21 protein-coding genes and 2 pseudogenes are annotated in these 22,011 nt (G+C 60.7%); 15 read left to right on the plus strand and 8 right to left on the minus strand.

Annotated features, from left to right (window positions below; translation table 11 throughout):
• Genes F3H87_RS16450 through F3H87_RS16465 form a run of 4 tightly spaced genes read right to left on the minus strand, consistent with a single transcriptional unit; the run spans nt 1 to nt 4,592 of the window.
• Complete coding sequence (locus F3H87_RS16450; RefSeq protein WP_027264425.1) at nt 1-516, minus strand: acetyl-CoA carboxylase biotin carboxyl carrier protein subunit; 516 nt, start codon at nt 514-516, stop codon at nt 1-3.
• Nucleotides 504-1,973, minus strand: coding sequence for an acetyl-CoA carboxylase biotin carboxylase subunit (locus tag F3H87_RS16455; protein ID WP_027264424.1), 1,470 nt, complete (start codon nt 1,971-1,973; stop codon nt 504-506). Before F3H87_RS16455 ends, F3H87_RS16450 begins: the two co-directional genes overlap by 13 nt.
• Nucleotides 1,974-1,985: 12 nt before the next feature.
• On the minus strand, nt 1,986-3,785 hold the full coding sequence (locus F3H87_RS16460; protein WP_027264423.1) for an acyclic terpene utilization AtuA family protein: 1,800 nt from the start codon (nt 3,783-3,785) through the stop codon (nt 1,986-1,988).
• A gap of 21 nt (nt 3,786-3,806) precedes the next feature.
• Nucleotides 3,807-4,592, minus strand: coding sequence for an enoyl-CoA hydratase-related protein (locus F3H87_RS16465; RefSeq protein WP_027264422.1), 786 nt, complete (start codon nt 4,590-4,592; stop codon nt 3,807-3,809).
• 133 nt (nt 4,593-4,725) lie between these two features.
• On the opposite strand from F3H87_RS16465, the gene F3H87_RS16470 reads away from it, so the two are divergent.
• The 6 genes from F3H87_RS16470 to F3H87_RS16495 are packed head-to-tail and all read left to right on the plus strand — an operon-like array spanning nt 4,726 to nt 9,711.
• On the plus strand, nt 4,726-5,940 hold the full coding sequence (locus F3H87_RS16470) for an acyl-CoA dehydrogenase family protein (protein ID WP_051372710.1): 1,215 nt from the start codon (nt 4,726-4,728) through the stop codon (nt 5,938-5,940).
• A 13-nt stretch (nt 5,941-5,953) separates the two neighbouring features.
• Entirely contained in the window at nt 5,954-7,153 is a 1,200-nt protein-coding gene (locus tag F3H87_RS16475) for an acyl-CoA dehydrogenase family protein (protein WP_027264420.1), read from the plus strand.
• Between the two features lie 11 nt (nt 7,154-7,164).
• On the plus strand, nt 7,165-8,019 hold the full coding sequence (locus F3H87_RS16480) for an SDR family NAD(P)-dependent oxidoreductase (protein WP_027264419.1): 855 nt from the start codon (nt 7,165-7,167) through the stop codon (nt 8,017-8,019).
• Entirely contained in the window at nt 8,012-8,815 is an 804-nt protein-coding gene (locus F3H87_RS16485) for an enoyl-CoA hydratase-related protein (RefSeq protein WP_027264418.1), read from the plus strand. Before F3H87_RS16480 ends, F3H87_RS16485 begins: the two co-directional genes overlap by 8 nt.
• A gap of 12 nt (nt 8,816-8,827) precedes the next feature.
• The gene (locus F3H87_RS16490) at nt 8,828-9,310 is read left to right on the plus strand and encodes a PaaI family thioesterase (protein WP_027264417.1); all 483 of its coding nucleotides are present in this window, start codon (nt 8,828-8,830) and stop codon (nt 9,308-9,310) included.
• Nucleotides 9,310-9,711: a PaaI family thioesterase gene (locus F3H87_RS16495; protein ID WP_027264416.1), complete on the plus strand. Its 402-nt coding sequence runs from the start codon at nt 9,310-9,312 to the stop codon at nt 9,709-9,711. Before F3H87_RS16490 ends, F3H87_RS16495 begins: the two co-directional genes overlap by 1 nt.
• On the opposite strand, the gene F3H87_RS16500 is transcribed toward F3H87_RS16495, so the two are convergent.
• Complete coding sequence (locus tag F3H87_RS16500; RefSeq protein WP_223228097.1) at nt 9,693-11,015, minus strand: TetR/AcrR family transcriptional regulator; 1,323 nt, start codon at nt 11,013-11,015, stop codon at nt 9,693-9,695. The genes F3H87_RS16495 and F3H87_RS16500 overlap by 19 nt on opposite strands.
• A gap of 169 nt (nt 11,016-11,184) precedes the next feature.
• On the opposite strand from F3H87_RS16500, the gene F3H87_RS16505 reads away from it, so the two are divergent.
• The 6 genes and pseudogenes from F3H87_RS16505 to F3H87_RS16530 all read left to right on the plus strand — a co-directional run.
• Entirely contained in the window at nt 11,185-11,946 is a 762-nt protein-coding gene (locus tag F3H87_RS16505) for a glucose 1-dehydrogenase (protein ID WP_027264415.1), read from the plus strand.
• Nucleotides 11,947-12,059: 113 nt separating this feature from the next.
• Nucleotides 12,060-13,997, plus strand: coding sequence for an AMP-binding protein (locus tag F3H87_RS16510; protein ID WP_027264414.1), 1,938 nt, complete (start codon nt 12,060-12,062; stop codon nt 13,995-13,997).
• On the plus strand, nt 13,994-14,848 hold the full coding sequence (locus F3H87_RS16515) for an SDR family oxidoreductase (RefSeq protein ID WP_027264413.1): 855 nt from the start codon (nt 13,994-13,996) through the stop codon (nt 14,846-14,848). The genes F3H87_RS16510 and F3H87_RS16515 overlap by 4 nt, the downstream gene beginning before the upstream one ends.
• 4 nt (nt 14,849-14,852) lie before the next feature.
• On the plus strand, nt 14,853-15,557 hold the full coding sequence (locus tag F3H87_RS16520; protein ID WP_223228098.1) for a helix-turn-helix domain-containing protein: 705 nt from the start codon (nt 14,853-14,855) through the stop codon (nt 15,555-15,557).
• Nucleotides 15,558-15,578: 21 nt separating this feature from the next.
• Nucleotides 15,579-16,034, plus strand: coding sequence for a PaaI family thioesterase (locus F3H87_RS16525; RefSeq protein ID WP_027264411.1), 456 nt, complete (start codon nt 15,579-15,581; stop codon nt 16,032-16,034).
• Nucleotides 16,035-16,339: 305 nt separating this feature from the next.
• A pseudogene (locus F3H87_RS16530) lies at nt 16,340-16,609 on the plus strand (DNA-3-methyladenine glycosylase I); the annotation flags it as partial.
• Nucleotides 16,610-16,676: 67 nt separating this feature from the next.
• Here the strand turns inward: F3H87_RS16530 and F3H87_RS16535 are convergent.
• A pseudogene (locus tag F3H87_RS16535) lies at nt 16,677-17,878 on the minus strand (IS256 family transposase).
• Nucleotides 17,879-18,075: 197 nt separating this feature from the next.
• Here F3H87_RS16535 and F3H87_RS16540 point away from each other — a divergent pair.
• Nucleotides 18,076-18,273, plus strand: coding sequence for a DNA-3-methyladenine glycosylase I (locus tag F3H87_RS16540; protein ID WP_258095275.1), 198 nt, complete (start codon nt 18,076-18,078; stop codon nt 18,271-18,273).
• Between the two features lie 89 nt (nt 18,274-18,362).
• On the opposite strand, the gene F3H87_RS16545 is transcribed toward F3H87_RS16540, so the two are convergent.
• The gene (locus F3H87_RS16545; protein ID WP_036051603.1) at nt 18,363-18,791 is read right to left on the minus strand and encodes a MarR family winged helix-turn-helix transcriptional regulator; all 429 of its coding nucleotides are present in this window, start codon (nt 18,789-18,791) and stop codon (nt 18,363-18,365) included.
• A 98-nt stretch (nt 18,792-18,889) separates the two neighbouring features.
• Between F3H87_RS16545 and F3H87_RS16550 the strand changes: the two genes are divergently transcribed.
• Both F3H87_RS16550 and F3H87_RS16555 read left to right on the plus strand, forming a co-directional pair.
• Nucleotides 18,890-19,324 carry a DoxX family protein gene (locus tag F3H87_RS16550; protein WP_036051600.1) on the plus strand — a complete coding sequence of 145 codons (435 nt, stop codon included), beginning with the start codon at nt 18,890-18,892 and terminating at the stop codon, nt 19,322-19,324.
• Nucleotides 19,321-20,025 (plus strand): glutathione S-transferase family protein, encoded by a 705-nt coding sequence (locus F3H87_RS16555; protein ID WP_027264407.1) that lies wholly within the window; start codon nt 19,321-19,323, stop codon nt 20,023-20,025. Before F3H87_RS16550 ends, F3H87_RS16555 begins: the two co-directional genes overlap by 4 nt.
• A gap of 463 nt (nt 20,026-20,488) precedes the next feature.
• Here F3H87_RS16555 and F3H87_RS16565 read toward each other — a convergent pair whose 3' ends face one another.
• Nucleotides 20,489-22,009 (minus strand): class I adenylate-forming enzyme family protein, encoded by a 1,521-nt coding sequence (locus F3H87_RS16565; protein WP_027264406.1) that lies wholly within the window; start codon nt 22,007-22,009, stop codon nt 20,489-20,491.
• Between the last annotated feature and the right edge of the window lie 2 nt (nt 22,010-22,011).

Genomic DNA, 22,011 nt, shown 5'->3' on the forward strand with positions numbered 1-22,011 from the left:
TCACTCCTCCTCCGGGGCCAATTGGGCCAGGATGTCTTTCAGACCAAAACTGTCGCCTTCGGCGAATGGCATTTCGGCAACGACCCCGCCGCGCGGCGCCGTCAGTGTGGTTTCCAACTTCATGCTTTCGATCACCAGAAGCGGCTGGCCTTCTTCAACCGCATCGCCGGGTTTAACCGCAACCGACACCACGACACCCGGCATGGGCGCCACCAATCGGTCGTCGCTCGCGCCACCGTCGCTTCCGGCCAGGCGTTCGGCGGGATCAACCCGCCCGACTTCGTAGGTTCGCCCGTCCATGTGCACAAAAGTTGCTTCCGGCCCCACGGCCAGTCGCAATTCGCGCACAACACCCTTGGCCCGCAGCTTGTAACCGCCCGGCAGACCCGTCGGGTCCAATTGGCAGGTAACAGCGCCAGTGGGGGTATTGAGCACGAACCGGCTGCCATCATGACCCAACCAGCAATCAGTCTCTTCTCCGTCGATCTGAAAAATCCGTTGCATCAGTTTCTCCACCCGCCCATCTTGCGGTACATTTCCGGTATCTGCATTACGTCACTCACCAGGCGCTCGTCCGATAGGGCCGCCGCCGCTATCAGCAAGTCAGAGACATCTTCGCCCGGCGCGGTCAGCGTTTCGGATTGTTCAGCCAGGAAGCCAGTTGAAACGTCACCAGAGGCGAAATCCGGATGTGCAAGGATTGCATCCAGGTAACCAGTGTTGGTCGTTACCCCGAGAATCACATAGCTTTGCACCGCGCTCCGGGCACGGGCGATGGCCTGCGCGCGATCCGGGCCATGTACGATCAGCTTGGACAACATCGGGTCGAAGTCGGTTGTCACCTTGCCGCCATCCAGAATGCCGCTGTCCACGCGGATCCCCTCGCCCTGGGGTTCGTCCAGCAGCAGGATATCGCCGATCGCGGGCCGGAAATCGGCCGTCGCGTCCTCGGCGCAGATGCGCAGTTCGATCGAGTGTCCGGTTTGGGGAATATCCGCCTGCACGGCGCTCAGCCCGTCGCCCGCCGCGACACGCAGCTGCTCGGCAACCAGATCGAAGCCGGTCACCAGTTCGGTCACCGGATGTTCGACCTGAAGGCGGGTGTTCATTTCCAGGAAATAAAAGGCCCCGTCCTGCGCATAGATGAATTCAACGGTCCCTGCCCCGCGGTATTTGACGGCACGGGCAATTCCGGCAGCGGTCTCGCAGATCTCATCCCGTTGCTCGGGGGTCAGCGCCGGTGACGGCGTTTCCTCGATAATCTTCTGGAACCGGCGCTGGATCGAACATTCACGTTCCCAGAAATGGACCACGTTGCCCTGTCCGTCGCCCATCACCTGCACCTCGATATGGCGCGGGCGTTCGATATAGCGTTCGACGAAAAGCCGCCCGTCGCCGAAATATCGTTCGCCTTCGCGGCGCGCGGTTTCGATTTCGGTTTCCAGCGTGCTGTCCTCGCGCACAACGCGCATGCCCTTGCCGCCACCGCCGGCCGAGGGTTTGATCAGCAGCGGATAGCCCACGGCGCGGGCGCGTTCGACAAAGCTCGCCGGATCATCATCCTCGATCGCCGAGGGGGCGACGGGAAACCCGTGTTCCTCGACAAAGGCGCGGGCGCGGACCTTGTCCCCCATCAGGTCGATGACCTCGGACGTCGGGCCGACAAAGGTCACTCCGGCTTTTTCCAGCGCCGCGACAAAACCGGCATTCTCTGACAGAAAGCCATAGCCGGGATGCACCGCATCCGCGCCGATCTTTGTTGCCGCCGCGACGATCTGCGGAATATCGAGATAGGCGGCCACGGGCGTCGGGCCGTCGATCATCACGACCTCATCTGCGATCAGATGCGCCGGCCCCTCTTGCTCGGCGACATGACGCAACACGGCCGTCGCAAGCCCGCGGGCCTTGGCGGTGCGCAACACGCGCGCCGCGATCTCGCCCCGATTGGCGACCAGGAGTTTCGAAATGGTCATGGTGTCGTCCTCTTAGTTCCGGGCCGCGGCATTCAGTCCGTCACGTGCAGCCAGATCGGCTGGCACGGGAATTTCGATATCAAGCAGCATCTGCGCGAACCCTTTGCCCTGCGGGTCTATGCGAACCGAGGCGATGCCGCCACCGCCAAGCGATTCATGCAACAGGAAATTCAGCGAATGGCTTCCAGGCAAGTCGAACCGTTCTACCCTGCCGTCGCAGACATGGGCGAAATAGTCCTTCACCACCTCTTCGCTGAGAGCCGAGCGGATATATGGCAGGTAGTCCGGCTTGCGCGCGAGGATGCCGATATTGGCGATGTCCCCCTTGTCGCCCGAGCGGCCCCAGGCCAGATCGACGAGGCGGACCTTGACAGCGTCCGGGCCGGGCTCGCGGCTATCTGCGGGCGGTGCGGCAGGTGGATCAAGGTGGACTGGCGTAGTGGCCACGCTCACGGGCACATCCTTGCCGTCGACCTCGACCGCGACGGGGGTCTCGGCCTTGCTCTGAAGGAAGGAGAACAGGCGGACCACCGGTTGCACCTTGGGCCGTCCGGCGAAGAACCCGGTCAGACCCTGCGCGGTCGAAATCGCCATCGGTGCTATTTCGCCGGCAAAGATGTTCAGCGCGGCGCGATCGTCATGGACCGCGCCGATCTTGAGCACCACCTCGCGGGTTCGGGCGCGCGCATTTGCGCCATAGGCCGCCTCGGCCCCCAGCACCTCGACGCTGACCTGCCGAAAATCGCCCATGTTGCGGTCGCGGAAAATCCGGCGACAGCGGGTCAGGATCGCCTCGGCCACACGTTCGGCCTTGGCGGGTGCATCAATCGCGGCCAGTGTCAGGGTAGAGACCGCGCGCCAGCCATCGGCATGGGTCGCCGACACCTTGTAGCTGTCGGTGCGCCCAAGCCCCCTGCCGCCCTTGACCAGCACCTGATCGGGTCCGACCTGCTCCAGGGTGACCCCGGACCAGTCGCAGATCACGTCGGGCAACAGGTAGGCGCGCGGATCCCCGATTTCATAGAGCATCTGCTCTCCGACTGACCCGGGCACGACCAGCCCGCCGGTGTCAGGCGTCTTGGTCATGATGAAACTGCCGTCTTCGGACGCCTCGACGATGGGCATGCCCATATTGTCCCAACCCGGCACGTCCTGCCAGTCGGTGAAGTTGCCGCCGGTTCCCTGGGGGCCGCATTCGATCAGGTGGCCGGCCAGCGATCCCTGGCTGAGCTTGTCCCAGTCATCGTCGCCCCAGCCGTATTCATGCATCAGGGGACCAAGCGCGACCGCGCTGTCGGCGCAGCGTCCGGTGATCACGATGTCGGCCCCGGCATCCAGCGCGGCAGCGATGGGGCGGGCACCCAGATAGGCATTCATGCTCCAGATATCATCTGGAAATGCGACACCCGAGAACATTTCCGTCTGACCGTTTTTGCGAATTTCATCGGCCCTGGGCAACAGGTCATCGCCTAGCACGACTCCGATGGACAGATCGATCCCGGCCTGGGCGGCGGCTTTGGCAAGCGCATCGCTGCAGCCACGCGGGTTCACGCCCCCTGCATTGGCAACGACCTTGATCCCTTTTGCCTTGATATCCGGCAACCAGGGTGCCAGCGCCTTGACGAAGTCCGGCGCATAGCCCGTCTCGGGCGCTTTGGCGCGGGCCCGCGCCATCAGCGACATTGTCACCTCTGCCAGATAGTCAAACACCAGATAGTCGATCTCGCCCTTTGAGACCAGTTGACCGATCGCTTCCGGCGTATCGCCCCAGAAGCCCGACGCGCATCCGATGCGCAGCTTGCGTTCCGACATATTCCTCTCCTCCCCGTTTGATCAGCGGCCCGTCCATTCAGGTTTGCGCTTCGAGATGAAGGCATCAAAGCCTTCGCGCGCGTCTTCGGTCTGCGCCACACGCGGTAAAAGTGTTTCTGCAAACCGCATCTGCTGCGGATAGGTCATATCCTCCATCGCGTGACAGGCGTATTTTCCCAGCCGGATCGCGCTCGGCGACTGCGCGGCGATCTGGGCAACCAGTTCTGCAACCTTGTCGTCCAGCCCCGCGGCATCGGTCACATAGTTGACCAGATTGAACTGCAGGGCTTCCTCGGCCGTCAGAGGAACGCCGGTGATGAACATCTCCATCAGCCTCCGCCGGGGCAGCACGCGCATCATGGGTGGCACGATCGTCATGGGAAACAGACCCACCTTCACTTCCGGCGTTCCGACGCGGGCATGATCCGCCATCACAGCCAGATCGCAGGCACAGATGATGCCCGCTCCCGCCCCCATCGCGACGCCATTGATGCGCGCGATCGTTGGCTTTCGGCACGCCTGTATCGTCTCGAACAACCTTCCGGCAAAATGATCCGGGTCCGCCGGATCCTGAACAAACGGGCCGCCATCCGCCCCCGCCTTGATGTCGCCCCCGGCACAGAAGGCGCGCTCGCCCTCGCCGGTCAGAACGATCACGCGGCAATCGCTGTCCCTCTCGGCAGCACATATGGCGGCCATGATCCCGTCTGCGACCTCACGGTTGAGGGCATTTCGATTATCAGGACGTCGAATCGTGATACGCACTTCTTTGCCGAGCACCTGCGATTGAACAACGCTCTCAGTCATTTCCGAAGTTCCCCCCTGCATTCAGGACGCCGCGCTTTCTTACGTCAGGTCGTCAAAAGCTTGGCTTGATCTATTTTCTAACATGTGTTTGATTTTGGTCAACAACGCAAACAACATTTTTCGGGAGGACGATATGACCGCTCAAAGTGAGGCCATCTCGGCTGATCTGGAAGCCATCAGGGCGAACTATTCTTTGACTGATGAGCAACGCCAGATCGTCGATCACGTGGATCGGGTATCGCGCGAGGTGCTGCACCCGCTGCAGGCGCGCATGGATGACGAGGAATGGTGGCCCGATGATCTGTTCAAGCAGATGGGCGAGCTGGGCCTGCTGGGGATTACCGCGCCGGAGGAGCTGGGCGGATCGGGGCAGAACGAGTTCACCCAGGCGCTGGTGTCCGAGGTGATTTCGAAGTGGAATCCGGCTGTGGGCCTCTCGCACGGGGCGCATGACAACCTGTGCCTGAATAACCTGCTGCGCAATGGCTCCGAAGAGCAGGTGAAGAAATACGTGCCGGGCCTTTGCTCGGGCGAGCTCGTCGGTGCTTTGGGCCTGACCGAACCGGGTGCGGGATCCGATGCGCTCGGATCCATGGCCACCACTGCCCGCCGCGACGGTGATGATTATGTCATCAACGGCTCGAAGATTTACATCACCAACGGCCCCATTGCCGATGTGATCCTGCTTTATGCCAAAACCGACAAGTCGAAGGGCGCCAAGGGCATTTCTGCTTTCATCATCGAGACGGACAATCCCGGTTTCAAGGTGGCGCAAAAGCTTGACAAAATGGGCTTTCGCGGCTCGCCAACCGGAGAACTGGTGTTTGAGGATTGCCGCGTACCCGCATCCGCCATGGTTGGACCGGAAAACACCGGCGTTTCGGTGGTAATGAGCGGGTTGGATCTGGAGCGTGCTATGGTTGCCTCAGTCTGCGTTGGCATGGCCGAACGCGCCCTGGAACTGGGGCTGGAATACGCCAAGATTCGCGAACAGTTCGGCAAGCCGATTGCAAGTTTCCAGATGATGCAGTCGAAACTGGCCGAGATCTACACCGAGGTCGAAACCGCGCGCGCCTTCGGTTATCGCGCGCTGGCCGCCTGTACCGGGTTGCCGAAAGGGGCCGGGGGCCGCGGCGAAATCCACAAACTGACGGCGGCGGCCTGTCTTTACGCCGGCGAGGCATTCAACAAGGCGGTGACCGAAGCCTGCCATATTCATGGTGGCTCTGGCTACATGCAGGACACCGAGATCAACCGGCTGTTCCGCGCCAACAAGCTGCTGGAAATCGGCGCGGGTACAAGCGAAGTCCGCAAGATCATCATTGCCGAAGAACTTTTGCGCGCCTGAGGGGGACGAGACAATGAACAAGCAACTGCGCAACGACACCGCTCTGCCAACACATTTCATGACGGACGAACAGCAGGCCCTGGCCGATCAGGCCGGCAAGTTCTTCATGTCCGAATTCCACCATCTGAACGCGGAAATGGACGATACTGATGACCTGCCGCCTTCGGTTTTCCCCAAGCTGGGCGAGATGGGATATCTCGGCCTGAACGTGCCGCCGGAATTCGGCGGGGCCGGGCTCGACTTTACCTCGGCCTGTATCATCACCGAGGAAATGTCTAGGGCCTCGGCGGCCATCGGACTGACCCATGTGGCCCATGACAATTTGTGCGTCAACAACATCTATCGCAACGCCAATGACGAGTTGCGCCGAAAATACCTGCCGGGCCTGTGCAACGGCACGCTGGTGGGTGCTCTGGGCCTGACCGAACCCGGCGCGGGGTCCGATGCGCTTGGCTCGATGCGGACCACGGCCAAAAAGGATGGCGACGACTACATCCTGAACGGCGCCAAGATCTACATCACCAATGGGCCGATTGCCGATCTGGTGCTGGTCTATGCCAAGACATCGCCCGAAAAAGGGGCCAAGGGCATTTCCGCCTTTATCGTGGAAACCGACACGCCCGGTTTCAAGGTGGCGCAGAAGCTCAACAAGATGGGATTCCGCGGCTCGCCGACGGGCGAACTGGTATTCGAAGATTGCCGTGTTCCGGCCAGAAACATGGTCGGCAAGCTGGATGGCGGGGTTGCCGTTACCATGTCCGGACTTGATCTGGAACGTGCCATCGTCTGTTTCAACGCTCTGGGCATTGCGCAGCGGGCGCTGGATATTTCCATCGATTACGCCAAGACACGCCAGCAATTCGGCAAACCGATCGCCAGTTTCCAGATGGTTCAGGCGATGCTGGCCGACATGTATACGCAGATCGAGGCCGCGCGCAGCCTGTCCTTGCGCACCGCTGCCATGTGTGAAGGCCTCGAAGAGGGCGAAGGCGGGCGCGGCGAAATCCACAAGCTCACCGCTGCGGCGATCTACAAGGCCGCTGAGGCGACATCCTTCGTGCTGGACAAAGCTGTCCAGATTCACGGCGGCTCAGGCTACATGCGTGATACCGAAGTGAACCGGCTGTACCGGACCGGTCGCGTGCTTGAGGTCGGCGCGGGCACCCAGGAGGTTCGCAAACTCATCATCTCCGGCGAATTGCTGAAGAACTAAGGGGGCGGAACATGAGCGAAGCGAAATCAAGGCGTTACGCGTCGGATCTCATGGCGGGCCAGGTTGCCCTGGTCACGGGGTCTGGATCTGGAATGGGCCGGGCGACGGCGATCGAAATGGCCGCTTGCGGAGCCAGGCTTGCGCTGTTCGCGCGCCGGGAAGAGCCGCTGGAAGAGACCGCCGAAATGATCCGCGCGGCGGGGGGCGAGGCCTTCGTCGTGCCCGGAGACACCCGCGACGAAGACAGTATTGAAACTGCGATGGGGCGGATCAAGGACCACTATGGGCAGTTGGATGTCTTGGTGAACAATGCCGGCGGCCAGTATATCGCGGCCGCCCGCGATATCACCAACAAGGGCTTCGAAGCCGTGATCCGCAACAACCTGATCGGATCTTGGCAGATGACCCGGGCAGCGGCGGATCACTTCATGTACGACAATGGTGGATCGGTTGTGTTTGTCACCGCCATCTCTGCGCGCACCGCGCTTACCGGCTTTACACACACCGTCGCCGCCCGCGCCGGTGTGACGGGCATGATGAAAACGCTGGCCGCCGAATGGGGCGAGTACGGCATCCGGCTGAACTGTGTCGCGCCGGGCACGATCAAGACCGATGCGCTTGGCCGCTATCCGATTCCGCCGGAACAGTGGAAAAAGCTGAACCGCTCGGTGCTAAACCGGATGGGGGCGGCCGAGGACATCGCAGGCACGATCATTTTCCTGGCCTCGAAACTTGGCGGTTTCATCACCGGAGAAGACATTTATGTAGACGGCGGTGAGACCTTGCATATGGGTCATGACGCGCGGGACATGATCAACCCCGCGATGTTCGAAAAACGCGAACGGGGAGATGGCAAGAATGAATAAACAGCCCGTCCTTCTGGAGATTTCCGACAGGATCGCCACGGTTACGCTGAACGATCCCGAGCGGCGCAACCCGGTCACCGGAAACGACATGATCGCTGCCCTTCTGAAGACCTTCGCCAAGGTGCAGGCCGATCCTCAGGTCAGCGTGATGATCCTGACCGGCGCCGACCCGGCCTTTTGTGCCGGCGGCGACATCAAGGAAATGAACGATCCCGACAGCGTGTTCCGCAAGGAGCCGCTGGCGGCGGCGCAGAGCTATGTTGATGGGGTGCAGCGGCTGCCGCTTGCGCTCTACAACATGGATATTCCGACCATCGCCGCAGTCAACGGCCCGGCGGTGGGCGCGGGGTGCGACCTGACCATGATGTGCGACATGCGCATCGCGTCGGAAAAAGCAAGGTTCGGCGAGGTGTTTCTGAATCTCGGAATCATTCCGGGCGATGCGGGCAGCTGGTTCCTGTTGCGTCGTCTGGGCCACCAGAAGGCCGCCGATCTGACCTTCTCAGGGCGCATGGTCGAGGCCAAGGAAGCGCTGGAGCTTGGTATGGTGCTTGAACTTGTGCCTCATGAAAAATTGATGGAACGTGCCCGCGAACGGGCCGCTGTCATCGCCGCGAAACCGCCGCGTGCGGTGCGGGTCGCCAAGCGTCTGATGCGCAATGCCGAACGGATGGACCTGCCGGATTTCCTGAATTCCGCGGCGGCCTATCAGGCGCTCATGCATCAGACCGAAGACCACCACGAGGCGGTTGCTGCGTTCGTCGAAAAACGAAAACCCAATTTCACGGGGCGTTAAAGGAAAGATCGCATGTCAGACATCACCCAAAAGAAGATGGAGCAAATCGCGCAGATGTGGAATGCGCGCGGCAAGGGTCTGATAACGCATATGGCGCTTGAGATCGAAGAGGTCTCGACGGAAGGTGTTCGGGTTCGGATGCCGTTCAATCCGGACTTTTGCGTCGATGCGGAACAATCGCTGCTCCACGGTGGTATCCTGACGGCACTTCTGGACAGTGTCTTTGGACTGGCGAACTTTGTTGCCATCGAAGGCGTCAGTACCATGGCCACTCTTGACCTCAGAGTTGATTACCTGCGCCCGGCCCGTTCACGCGCGGATGTCATCGTTCAAGCGCATTGTTTTCGCAAGACCCGCCACATCGCCTTCAATTCCGGCAGCGTCTGGTTCGCGGGCCATGAGGATGCTGAAATAGCCAGGGGAACCGCCTCGTTTGCATTGACGCGCGGCGAAACCAGCCTGTTTGACGCAATGACAAAAGGAAAAACTTCGTGATGGACGTGCAAACTGTCAATGCCAATGTATCCCGGGTGCCGTTCTTCCGATTTCTCAACTTTGAGGTCAGAAGTCTAGACAGTCTCCATGCTGAGGCGGAAATGACCTTTGATGACCGCCATGTCGGTAACCCGATCATGGAGTACTACCATGGCGGCATAATCGCGAGTTTTATGGAGGCCACTGCCGCCATCGCGGTACAGCCCGATTTCGCCGACGTTCCGGCCAAGCCGATCAACCTGACCGTCGATTACCTCAGACCCGGTGTGAAGGGACCGCTTTTTGCGCGCGCTAACGTCACGCGCAAAGGCAAACGGATGGCAAGCGTCAGCGTGCTCAGCTGGCAGACGGATCGGGAAAAGGCGGTTGCCGAAGGGCTGTATCACTTCCTTCTGGTCTGACCGGGGCAACCGCTTTCAGGGCTACCTTGTCCTGTGGACGGGGTCGCTTCCCGGTTACAAATGCCTTCCAATAACAGATTGATGAGCATGCTGGAGAATTCAGGCAGTGATAGATATCCTTCCACTCCTGCCTTGTTCGGGTCGAACCATTCCACCGTCCAGTTTAAGGCACCCAACATCACCTGGCGCAAGGGGACGATCTTGATATCCGACCGTATGGCACCGTCGTCCTGAGCTTCACGGAGTATCCGATCCCAGAGTTTTCCATACTCACGGCGAATACCCCTGTGCCTCTCCCTGAAATGATTGGGGAGCATTCCATAGCTTCTGATATTCGCCGAGGTGAATTCGCTTGCCTTGAAGAGGAAATCCAGGTGCGCCCAGATTGCAGTCGCTATCCTGGCGTAATGATCGTACGGGGCATCGAATTTCCGAACGGCGGCTTCGACACCTGCTAGCAAGTCCCTCAGTCCGGCGTTTAGAACTTCGTCAACGATCGCTTCCTTGGAGTTGAAATGGTAATAGACGCTTCCCGCTTTCATGTCCGCTTCTTCCGCGATCTTTCTCAGCGTGGTCGCCTTGTAGCCATTGTCCCTCAGAACGCGCGCTGCGGCCTTTAGAATTTCTGCACGGGTCTTAGCCGCCTTGCCGTCGGGATCCGGGATCTTGGCGGGAGTGGCGGGGCACAGCTTCAAGCCTTCGGTACCCGCCTTGCGATGTGGACACATTCCGTCAAGTATCAGCTTACTCATTCGTACCGCGAGGATGCGCACCGGATACTTGTCGACATCGTACCATTCTACGGTCCAGTTCATGGCACTCAGGATGAACTGGCGGATCACAGCAGTGGATATGTCGCTTCGAAGGTGGCCGGCGCGTTTGGCGTCATTCAGGAATTTGCCCCAGGCCCCTGCATATGATGCACGCAATTCGCGATGCGGGGCGCGTGTTTCGTCCGACAACATCGGATAGTTCCGAATATTGGCTGACGTGAAGTCGCTGTCGGTCAAGAGATAGTTCAGATGTGTTTCAATCAGCAATTCGAAGGTCTTGCGAAAACCCTCCGAACTTGTCGGTGCCGACCGAACGATTTCACTGACCGCCTGATATAGTTGACGGACGCCAAGATCGAGAACTTCGCTCAGAATCTGGTCTTTGGATTGAAAATGATAATAAATGCTGCCGGCCTCAATGCCAGCTTCCTGCGCGATGTCGCGCATAGTCGTTGCGTGATAGCCTTCATACCGAAAAAGTCGCGCAGCCGCCGAAAGGATACCCTCACGTGTCCTCTCAGACTTGCTCAAGTCTTCGCTCAGTGTCCTGGGTGGGTCAGTCTTGTGTACCATTCCATTTCGATACTTGCGGGACACGAGACTGTCCATTGCATTAAATCTAACAAATGTTAGAATAACGCAAGGAACGTTCCGAATCAAGTTCTTTGCCAAGATGATAGCGGAAGAGGAGGACCTCCATATGCGAGGGTTGAGTGGAAAACGCGTGATCGTGACCGGCGGCGGCAGCGGCATCGGGCGCGCGGTGTGCGAACGGTTCGGCGAAGAAGGTGCCGAGATTGCGATCTTTGACATGAGCGAAGACGGGGCGAAGGAAACGGTTCGCCTGATCACCGAGGCCGGCGGCAAGGCGCAGGCCTTCAAGGTGGACATCACCGACCGTGCCCAGGTCGACAAGGCTGTAGCCGAGTTCGAGGCCGGGGGTCCGGTCGATGTGCTGGTGAACAATGCCGGCTGGGACGTGATCAAACCGTTCCTCGACACCGATCCCGACCTTTGGAAAAAGGTCATCGACATAAATCTTTACGGTCCGCTGAATATGCATCACGCGGTGCTTCCGGGCATGGTCAAGAACGGCGGCGGCCGTGTGGTCAACATCGCGTCCGACGCCGGACGCGTCGGATCATCCGGCGAAGCCGTGTATTCGGCCTGCAAGGGTGGCATCATCTCGTTCACCAAAACCGTAGCGCGCGAACTGGCGCGTAAAGGTATTCAATTGAATGCGGTCGCCCCCGGCCCGACCGATACGCCGCTGTTCGCTCAGGTTGCCGAGGGCGAGGCCGGTCAAAAGATCGCCGAAGGTCTCAAGCGGGCGATTCCGATGAAGCGTCTTGCGCAGCCGACGGATTACCCTGGCATCATCTGCTTCCTGTCGTCGGACGACGCAGGGTTCATTACCGGCCAGGTGATTTCGGTTTCGGGCGGCCTGTCCATGCACGGTTAAAACGCTGGCAGCAGCGCCGGACTCAAGGCGCTGCTGCCATACCGTGCCAAGAGTTACCTCCCCGACTGGCCGCGCCTTATGTGCGGCCCTTTTTCATTCTAGAAAGGTTGCGAATGTTTCAGCCAGGCTCTGACATCCAGCGGACAAGCACGCTGACCTCATTTCTGAAGGGCTGCGGCATTGACAGTTACGAGGAACTCGTCCGCCGTTCGAATGAAGACCCAGACTGGTTCTGGGGCCAGATCATTGACCATGCCGGGATACGGTTCGCGCGGCCCTACAGCCGGTTGCGAGATATCTCCGAAGGGCCCGAATCGATCCGGTGGGCCGTCGGGAGTACTTTGAATCTGACGGAAACCTGTCTTGACGCCCGAATTGCCGATGGCTTGGGCGACAAGGTCGCAATCGACTGGGTCGGCGAAGACGGAAGCCGCCGCCGCTGGACCTATTCCGACCTTACCGCCGAAGCCTCCCGCGTCGCCTCGGCCCTTGCCACGCGCGGTGTAAGGCCCGGTCAGGCGGTGGGCATCTATATGCCGATGATCCCCGAAATCGAGGCCGCGCTTCTGGGTATTGCCCGGCTGGGCGCGGTTGCGGTGCCGCTGTTTTCCGGTTTTGCGCCCCATGCCATCGTATCGCGCCTGAACGACGCGGATGCCGTGGCGGTGTTGACGGCGGATGCCACACCCCGGCGAGGCAAGCCGGTCTGGATGGAAGCGACCCTTGCCCAGGCTTTGACCGACGTACCATCGGTTCATACCGTGATCAGCCTGCGACGGTTCGGCGATGCGGTGGCCGATCCGGCCCGCGATCTGGACTGGACCGAAACAGTGGGCCGCGCCAGTCCGGAGTTTGCCGCCGTTCCCGTCAGTGCCGATGACACCTTTCTCATCGCCTATACATCGGGCACCACCGGGCGGCCCAAGGGTGTCGTGCATACCCATTTGGGCGTGCAGGCCAAGGCCACGGCCGATTTCCTGCTTTGCCTCGACATGAAACGGGATGACCGGCACCTCTGGATGACCGACATGGGGTGGGTCATGGGACCGCTCACCCTTTTATCGGTGCTCTTGTCCGGTTCGACTCTGGTGCTGGCCGAGGGCGCACCATCAATGCCCGGCGATCCCTTCAGGCTGCTGCGTCTTGCGTCCGAGATGGAGGTCACGCATCTCGGCGTGGCCCCGACCCTGGTACGGCAGTTCATGACGCAGGATACTGAATCTTTGTCGGGCTACGACTTGTCGTCCCTGCGCATCGTCGCCTCGACCGGCGAGCCCTGGACCGAGGATGCCTGGCTCTGGCAGCTCGATCATATCTGTCGCCGCCGCGCCGTGCCGCTGAACATCTCGGGCGGGACCGAGCTTTTTGGCGCGATCCTGACCTCGACCGTGCTGCACGAGCTCAAGCCCGGCGGATTTTCGGCCCAGGCCCTGGGTGTCGGGGCCAAGGTTCTGCGCCAGGACGGCAGCGAAGCCGCACCGGGCGAGGTCGGCGAACTGGTCGTGACCCAGCCGCCTCTGGGTCTGACCCCGGCCATCAGGGGGGACCGCGATCGCTACCTTGACACCTACTGGTCCACCTTCCCCGGCCTCTGGCGGCACGGCGACTGGGTGCGCTGCGATCCGGACGGGACATGGTATATCCTGGGCCGGTCGGACGACACGCTGAACATCGCCGGCAAACGCATCGGCCCGCCCGAGATCGAGGCGGCCCTGACCGAAACCGGAGAGGTGGTGGACGCCGCGGCCATCGCGGCACCTGATGACATCAAGGGCGTGGCTGTCGTCTGCGTCTGCGTGGCGGCACCAAATGTGTCGCCGGACGCGGAGCTCGTGAACCGGCTCAAGGATCGTGTCGGGGAGATCGTCTCGAAACCCTTCCGCCCGCGCGAGATCCACTTTGTCGAAGCGCTGCCCAAGACCCGCAGCATGAAAACCATGCGCCGTGTCGTGCGCGCCGCCTTTCTCGGTGAAGATCCAGGCGATCTGTCGTCGATCAGCAACCCGGAAACCATTCAGCCCATCGCAGACCTGCAAAAGGAAAAGTCATGATCACTGTTTTCGGAGCCACGGGCACGACTGGTGCGCCCCTCGTCGACACGCTTCTGGCAAAAGGCGCGACCGTGCGCGCTGTCACCAGCGACCTCTCAAAGTTAGACGCGCTAAAGGCCAAAGGATGCGAGGCGGTCGTCGCGGATTTCACGGACCCTGCCGCGCTGGCGCGGGCCTGTGACGGGGCAGAAAAGATATACCTGGTCACGCCTGCCCATCTGAACATGCGCCAGTGGAAGGCGAACGTGATCGAGGCGGCCAAGGCCGCGGGCGTGCGCCATATCGTTGTGGCCACGGGGCTTGGCGCGTCGCCCAAGGCGGGGCTGACCTTTGGAAAGTGGCATTCCGAAACCCAGGAGCTGCTGAAGCAAAGCGGCCTTGACTGGACCTTTGTCCAGCCGACCTATTTCATGCAGAACCTGCTGTGGCAGGCCGGTAACATTGCAAAGGACGCCGTGTACTATGACGATCTGGGCGGCCCCGTGGCCTGGATCGACGCCCGCGACATCGCGGATGTCGCCGCCGAGGCGCTGACCGCTCCGGGTTACGAAGGCAAGGCTCTTGGTCTGACCGGGCCCGAAGCTCTTACCGGAGAAGATATCGCCGCCCTCCTGTCCAGGGTGACCGGGCGCACTGTCACCTGCGCACCCCTGTCGGCCGAAAATGCCAAGGCGGGCATGGTGGCTGGCGGAATGCAGGACGAGGTCGCCAGAGCCATGGTCGAATTGGCTTCCATCGCGCCCAAGGGCTACCTTGCCGGCATCGAGACCACGGTCAGCGATGTGATGGGACGCCCGGCGCGCCGATTTGCCGATTTCGTCGCCGAGAACCGGGATGCTTTCGTCAAGTAACCTGATGGCGGCGCCGCTTTATCTCGAACTGGCGCCGCCTGAGGAAGCGGCCAAACAGATCGACCATTTGTTCGTGTTCCGCGATACCGGTGTGCTGAGCGGTGGTGGACGCGGGCGGTTCGCAACCGACCTCTTTACCCTTTCGGTAACGCGCGACGACAGCGGCGGCGGGCGCGTATCGCTGGCAGAACCGCGCCCCTATTTTTCGCCCCGCCCAAGGCCATTCCAGGGTGTCGTGGCCGGGCTGCGACTGTCGTCACGACCGCAGCGATTTCCCGACTCCAAAGGGCTGGACATGCTGGCCTCAGAACTGGCCCGGATTCAGACCGGGGACGATGACCTGCCTGCGCTCATCGCGGTGCTTGACGGCCTTGCGAGAGACCTGAGCTTTGCCGCACCAACCGGAGCTTACAGCGACCGGACCAAACGTCGAAAGGTGCGGGCGGAAACCGGCGTGTCGCGGCGGCGGCTTGCGACCTTGCGACGCTTTCGCCGGGCTCTCGGGCAGCTTGCGTCAAAGACCCTGCCGCTGAGCGATCTGGCGCTGGACGCCGGATATTACGATCAATCTCACTTGTCCGCCGCTTGCCGGATCTTCGCCGGCAAACCGCCCGGCGCGTTGCGCGCTCTGTCTATTCCGCGTCGTTTTGACCTTTCGCTACAAGATACGCGCCTCAAAGACCGCCTAAGATTGGTCATTGACGAATGAAATCGAAGAGGAAGACCCGCCATGACACAATTCAAACCGAAAAACCCCGACTATGACGCACGCGTGCGCAACAGTTTCGATCGCCAGAAGGTGATGAACACGTTGGGGATCAGCATTGCCGAGTTGTTACCCGGCCGCATCGTTCTGGAAATGGCACATCAGGTTGCACTGACCCAGCAGCATGGGTTTTTGCATGCCGGAATCGTGTCGACAGCGCTGGACAGCGCCTGCGGATACGCGGCCTTTTCGCTGATGCCAGCGGACGCGGCAGTGTTGACGGCCGAATTCAAGATCAACCTACTCAACCCGGCGGACGGCGAACGGTTTCGCTTCGTCGCTGACGTGGTGAAACCAGGCAGGACGCTGACCATATGCGAGGCGCGTGCCTATGCCGTGAAGGGCCAGGATGAAAAGCTCGTCGCAACGATGACCGGAACGCTCATGGCGCTGATCGGGCGGGCGGGGGTCGCGGACTGAGCGCAACCCGGCCGCAGCACATCCGATCCGGGCGGTCGGGCCGATTATTCAGACAGCTGGATCAGCTGTTCCAGCGGCTCGCGACCTCGGCCAACCGTTTCCCGTAGGCGCGCGCGGTATCCAGATCGCCGCCAGCAGGTTCAGACCTGTCAAGCGGTAATGTTAGCTTTTAGCAGTGCGGTCGCCGATTGTCCGTCGTCAGGGTTTTTCGGAGAGCTGAGACTGTATCGTAACGGAGGATCTGGTTCGGTTTCTGTTCAAGTTTATGCGGCAGCGGCCTGATGCTGCAACCGTAATTGGAACGGATGGACGCCCACGGTGCCGATGGGCTGCCGTCACGCCGGAGTTTCCAGTCAGGGCTGAGCTGGCGCACCATTCTGGCCAAGCGCGAGAACTTTCGTGCTGCCTTCGCCGGGTTCGACTTTCGGGGAGTTGCGAACTTTGACGACAACGACATTGAGCGCCTACTTGCCGATGAAGGAATTGTTCGCTATCGAGGCAAGATCGAAGCCGTGATCAACAACGCTCGCCGTACTTTCGAGGTCGTCCAAGAGGAAGGCTCCTTCGCCGCATTCATCGATCACGTCCCAATTGGTGGTGTAGCTCAAGGCTGGCCAGCTGGTTTTCGGCGCGCCGAGCTGGTCAGTCCGTCTGCGCGGCAGGCAGGCTGACGATGGGATCATCGCAGACGGGCCCAAGGTTTCCAGTGTCATGTAGCGAGAGCGCTGGACGGCCCATTCCTCAGTCTGCTCCATCAGGATCGCGCCGACGAGACGCCGGATCGAGGCTTCATTGGGAAAGATCCCGACGACATCGGTGCGCCGCTTGATCTCGCCGTTCAGACGTTCGATCGGATTGGTCGAGTGTAACTTCGCCCGGTGTTGCTGGGGGAAGGTCATGTAGGCCAGCACGTCCTCCTCGGCGCCATCCATGAGGGTCGCGAGCTTGGGCAGCTTGCCCCGCATCTGGTCGGCGACGTTTCGCCATTGGGTCTTGGCCGCCGCATGGTCCGGCTGGGCGAAGGCGGTGGCGATGAAGGCTGATATGACGCGACGGCTGCTCTTGCCGGCATGGGCGAGCGCATTTCGCTGGAAATGCACGCGGCAGCGCTGCCAGGTGGTGGACAGGACACGCGCCGTGGCAGCCTTGATCCCCTCGTGTGCGTCGCTGATCACCAGCTTCACCCCGTTCAGTCCGCGGCGCACCAGGTCGCGCAGGAAATCGGTCCAGAACGTCTCGGCCTCGGACGGCCCGATGGACATGCCCAGCACCTCGCGGCGCCCGTCCGTGTTGACGCCGACGGCAATGGTCACGGCGACGGAGACGATACGACCGCCCTGTCGGACCTTGAGATAGGTGGCGTCGATCCAGAGGTAGGGCCATTCGCCCTCGATCGGGCGGGTGAGAAAAGTATCGACGCGTTCGTCGATTTCCTCGCACAGGCGGCTGACCTGGCTCTTCGAGATGCCGGTCCCGCCCATCGCCTGGACCAGATCGTCCATGGATCGGGTCGAGACGCCGTGGACATAGGCCTCCTGAATGACCGCCGTCAGGGCCTTCTCGGTGGCCCGGCGCGGCTCGAGAAAGGACGGGAAATAGCTGCCGCTGCGCAGCTTTGGGATGCGCAACTCCACGTTCCCGGCCCGCGTCTGCCAGTCCCGATCTCGGTAACCGTTCCGCTGCACAAGCCGTGCCGGATTCTTCTCGCCATAGTCGGCGCCTGTCTTCGCGCCAACCTCGAGTTCCATCAGCCGCTCGGCGGCAAAACCGATCATATCTCGAAGAAGATCGGCGTCTGCGCTCTTCTCCACAAGCTCTCGCAGGTCCATCATGGGTTTGGTCATCGGGGTCTTCCTTCGGTTCAGGTTGGTTCAGCAACCCGACCCTACCGAAAATTTTCCGATGACCACCGCGCCCTTGATGCCGTCCTACAGCGCCTCATGCGGAACGCGGACGCCATCAAGGGCGCGACCCAGAGTTACACCTCTCCAAGGGACGTGACCCATTCATCTGGCTATATGAACCTGCCAAGGACGACGCACTGCCACAAATGCGGTCCAAATCACCAGCGTCCGAGACCCTTTCCAAAGACCTACGAAAGCTTGGCTTCAAATTCGTGGGACCGACCACCGTATATGCATTCATGCAGGCCATGGGATTTATCAACGATCACGCAGAAGTCTGTTGGATGCGAAAGGACGTCGAAACAGCCCGAAACACCCTTCGCACACCGACATAGGCAACTGTCGGCCAATTAACGTGAAAAAAAATTCAGGGCCACTTAGCGTGGAAAGTCACAGACAGGTTTCGCGTCAGTCGACCGAGACTTCAGAGCCTTGAGAGTAGCGTGGCCAATTGAGCGGCGTCTTTGGGTTTCAGCTTTGCGCCGATCCTTTCCGACAGAACCCGTTCATAGATCGGCCACATCGCCCTCCTGACAGATTTACCCTTTTCAGAGATAGAAATGTTTTGACCTCGCCCATCTTCCAAGCAGTCCTGTCGGTCCACCAGCCCTGCTTTCACCATACGGTTCAGCAACCGCGATGTACCGTATTGGGGTAACAAAATCCGGTCTTTGAGTTCGAATGGCCGGAGTCCGTCTGGGCCTGCCTTCTCGAGTTCCAGAAGCGCGTCATACCATGCAAGTGGCGGGTATCCTGCCGATTTCAGAGACGTTTCGACAGCCTCAAGCAAAACGCGGCTTTTAGTCATGAGGGCTGTCCAGGCGGCCTCAGTAGCATGGTCAATCTCGTTCATACCCAGCACCTATCATGTACATGTAAGTGCATCAACCTTGACGCGGCATATGACGCGGCATATATAGATGCCAATGCATCGACATATGGGATCATATCATGTCACAATCGCACCTCACAGAATTTGGGATATTCCTGCTCCGTATAGCACTCGGGATCATGTTCCTGGCGCACAGCCTGTTTCTCAAGCTCTTCATTTTCACACTTCCCGGAACGGCGCAGTTCTTCATTTCGATCGGGCTGCCCGGCTGGTTTGCTTATATGGTCTTTGCAGTCGAGGCGATTGCCGGTGCCCTTTTGGTCCTCGGCGTACAGGCTCGGTGGGTCGCATCGGCGACCGTGCCCATCCTGGCCGGTGCGACCTGGGCTCACTCCGGAAACGGCTGGATGTTCGGATACGAGAACGGCGGGTGGGAATACCCGGCCTATCTGACGCTGCTTGCCATCGTGCAAGGGCTTCTGGGCGACGGCCGTTTCGCCCTCAGCCCTTCCTTCGCGCCCGGTAACGTGCAGATGGCGGGAGAGACAACATGAGCCTCCACCTCATTAGCCATGCGCTCTGCCCATATGTGCAGCGCGCGGCGATCTCGCTCACTGAGAAAGGTGTCACGTTCGAGAGAACTGACATCGATCTTTCGAACAAGCCCGACTGGTTTCTTGCCATATCTCCGCTGGGCAAGACGCCTGTCCTGGTTGTGGACGGGACGCCGATTTTCGAATCTGCGGTTATCCTCGAATATCTTGAGGATACACAACCCCACGCGCTCCATCCGCACGACGCTCTCGATCGCGCCCGCCACCGTGCCTGGATTGAATTTGGATCTGCTGTCTTGAACGACATTGCGGGGTTCTACTCGGCGCCGAACGAGAAAGCGTTGGAAGAAAAAGTGGCGGCGCTCCGCTCAAAGTTCCTTCGGCTGGACGCGGAGCTTGGGGAGGGACCATGGTTCGATGGCCACCGGTTCAGCCTCGTCGATGTCGTATTCGGCCCGGTCTTCCGCTATTTCGACGTTTTTGACACCATCGGAGAGTTTGGCGTCTTCACAGGGCTTGCCCGTGTAAGGGCCTGGCGACATGAACTGGAGCGTCGGGTTTCTGTGAAGAATGCCGTCAGTGAAGATTACCCGACCCTTCTGCGTGACTTCATCAGACGGCGCAATTCTTACCTGTCCCAGATCATGCAGACAGGAGGGCCGAAGAAGACAGTTACACAGGTGCGATCGGCTGACCGCTGATCACTTGATATCGTTTTGTCGGGCCGCAGTACAGAACCGGACGTTTGAGGTCGCTTGGCGAATGTCCGCTTTGTCCCGCACATCGGATAGTCGCCGACTTTCCCTTGAAGGCCCGCAGCAGCGTCAACCGGCACTTGCCGGCATTCCATGCCCGTCCGTGCGAAGCGCCGGGTTACCTGCTGCTCCCACAGCGCAACCTGGAACAAACCACCGATCGCGCTGATTAATGGCTTAGGGATCGAAGAATCCTCCTGAGCTCAATCCCCCGGAATACCCGCAGCCCTGTGGTCCGACAGAGGGCAGCACATCAATCGCGGGTCAATCTATCCCAGTTGGTGGACCTCTTTCAGGGGGCTACTCCAAAGGGCGGGGATGAGAAGCTCATCGCAACGATGAAAGGAACGCTTATATCGCTAGTGGGGCGAACGGGCGTGGCGGGGTGACGATCGGGTCAGAGCGAAAATTAATCTGCGAGCCGGGCTTCGAGGATATGCCGCTGGACCTTTCCGCTGGTCGATCTGGGAAAGTCCTCGAACGCGATGAAGCGAATTTCGCGCGGTCGCTTATAGCCAGCCAGGCTTTCGCGGCACAAGTTCAGCAGCGCCTCGGCATCCGGCCCGTCATCGTCACAGGCGACAAAGGCCACCGGGCTTTCCCCCCATTTCGCGTCGAAGGCCCTGACCACGGCAGCATCGATCACATCGGGATGGGAAAGAAGCACACGTTCGATTTCCGCCGGATAGACGTTTTCACCTCCGGTCTTGATCAGGTATTTCGCCCGATCCACAAAGTCGACGGTGCCGTCCGCATTGCGCCGGAACAGATCGCCCATGTGGAAAAAGCCGTTGCGAAAGTCACGGGCATTGGTGTCGTCGGCGTTCCAGTACCCGGAAAACAGCGTCGAACCCCGAAGCGCCATTTCGCCCGGCGTTCCATCGGGGACTTCGCGGTCGTCGGGATCGACCAGCCGCACCTCGCAAAAGGCGCTGATGCGCTTGGACAGCCGGTCCGGGGTCACACCCGGCGCGATCAGATCGGCGGTTCCCGGCGGCAGGCCGGTTTCGGTCGCCCCGAAGGAATTCAGATAGGGCGTGTCCAGAAGACCGGTCAGTTCCGCGATCTGATGCGGCGGCACCAGATCAGCCATTGCGCCGCAAACCTTGATCCCCTTCAGCGGCAAAGGGTTGGCGTGCCGTTCGTTAATAAAAGCCTCCAGTGCCCCGGGCATCATCACGAACCAGCCGATCCTGTGGCGTGACAGCGCCTCGTTGATGACGGCGGGCTGCAGCCCGTCCACCATCACCACGGTCCCGCCCCGCAGGATCGTTGCCAGCGCATGATCGGTGGAGGCCATGTGGAACATCGGCGCCCAGGCGATGAACCCGTCGCCGGGATCCAGCGCCAGCTGGGCCGCAAAAACCATGGATCGGGCGATATGCGCGCGGTGGCTGATATGCGCCCCCTTGGGCAGGCCCGTGGTCCCCGAGGTATAGAGGATCGTCAGACCGGCCTCGGGGTCGTCAACCATGGTTCCGGTGCGCGGGTCCGGCTCGACCCCGGCAATGGCCGTTTCCAGGTCTGGCCCGACGGTTAGACAGGGTGTCGACGCGACGGCGCGGTAAGCTTCTGAAAGTTCCGGTTCGACAACCGCGAGAACCGGCTCGACCAGATCGATGCAGTGCCGCAGTTCATCGGGGGCAAGCCGCCAGTTCAGACAGGCGACGATCGCGCCGATTCCCGCTGCTGCAAGTTCGACCTCCAGGTATTCTGAGCGGTTATGCGACAGGATCGCGATCCTGTCTCCGGGCGCCACGCCTCGTGCCAGAAAGACAGCCGCCAGACGATCGACCCGCTCCAGCAGTTCTGCATAGGTCAGTTTCCTGCTGCCGTCCTCGATGGCGAGGGCGCGGGCGCAGTCATGTGCGCGGGTTCGAAAGATCGAATACAGATCAGCGCGCCCCGCGCGGATGACGTCGGTCAGCATAG

The organism is Lutimaribacter pacificus, assembly GCF_900142185.1.
GTDB lineage: Bacteria > Pseudomonadota > Alphaproteobacteria > Rhodobacterales > Rhodobacteraceae > Lutimaribacter > Lutimaribacter pacificus.

Coding starts and splice junctions, on each gene's coding strand:
- F3H87_RS16545 (WP_036051603.1), bottom strand. CDS start 18,791: ATGAACGAGATTGACCATGCTACTGAGGCCGCCTGGACAGCCCTCATG.
- F3H87_RS16565 (WP_027264406.1), bottom strand. CDS start 22,009: ATGCTGACCGACGTCATCCGCGCGGGGCGCGCTGATCTGTATTCGATC.
- F3H87_RS16460 (WP_027264423.1), bottom strand. CDS start 3,785: ATGTCGGAACGCAAGCTGCGCATCGGATGCGCGTCGGGCTTCTGGGGC.
- F3H87_RS16465 (WP_027264422.1), bottom strand. CDS start 4,592: ATGACTGAGAGCGTTGTTCAATCGCAGGTGCTCGGCAAAGAAGTGCGT.
- F3H87_RS16550 (WP_036051600.1), top strand. CDS start 18,890: ATGTCACAATCGCACCTCACAGAATTTGGGATATTCCTGCTCCGTATA.
- F3H87_RS16495 (WP_027264416.1), top strand. CDS start 9,310: ATGGACGTGCAAACTGTCAATGCCAATGTATCCCGGGTGCCGTTCTTC.
- F3H87_RS16490 (WP_027264417.1), top strand. CDS start 8,828: ATGTCAGACATCACCCAAAAGAAGATGGAGCAAATCGCGCAGATGTGG.
- F3H87_RS16515 (WP_027264413.1), top strand. CDS start 13,994: ATGATCACTGTTTTCGGAGCCACGGGCACGACTGGTGCGCCCCTCGTC.
- F3H87_RS16470 (WP_051372710.1), top strand. CDS start 4,726: ATGACCGCTCAAAGTGAGGCCATCTCGGCTGATCTGGAAGCCATCAGG.
- F3H87_RS16475 (WP_027264420.1), top strand. CDS start 5,954: ATGAACAAGCAACTGCGCAACGACACCGCTCTGCCAACACATTTCATG.
- F3H87_RS16485 (WP_027264418.1), top strand. CDS start 8,012: ATGAATAAACAGCCCGTCCTTCTGGAGATTTCCGACAGGATCGCCACG.
- F3H87_RS16555 (WP_027264407.1), top strand. CDS start 19,321: ATGAGCCTCCACCTCATTAGCCATGCGCTCTGCCCATATGTGCAGCGC.
- F3H87_RS16505 (WP_027264415.1), top strand. CDS start 11,185: ATGCGAGGGTTGAGTGGAAAACGCGTGATCGTGACCGGCGGCGGCAGC.
- F3H87_RS16520 (WP_223228098.1), top strand. CDS start 14,853: ATGGCGGCGCCGCTTTATCTCGAACTGGCGCCGCCTGAGGAAGCGGCC.
- F3H87_RS16455 (WP_027264424.1), bottom strand. CDS start 1,973: ATGACCATTTCGAAACTCCTGGTCGCCAATCGGGGCGAGATCGCGGCG.
- F3H87_RS16510 (WP_027264414.1), top strand. CDS start 12,060: ATGTTTCAGCCAGGCTCTGACATCCAGCGGACAAGCACGCTGACCTCA.
- F3H87_RS16480 (WP_027264419.1), top strand. CDS start 7,165: ATGAGCGAAGCGAAATCAAGGCGTTACGCGTCGGATCTCATGGCGGGC.
- F3H87_RS16525 (WP_027264411.1), top strand. CDS start 15,579: ATGACACAATTCAAACCGAAAAACCCCGACTATGACGCACGCGTGCGC.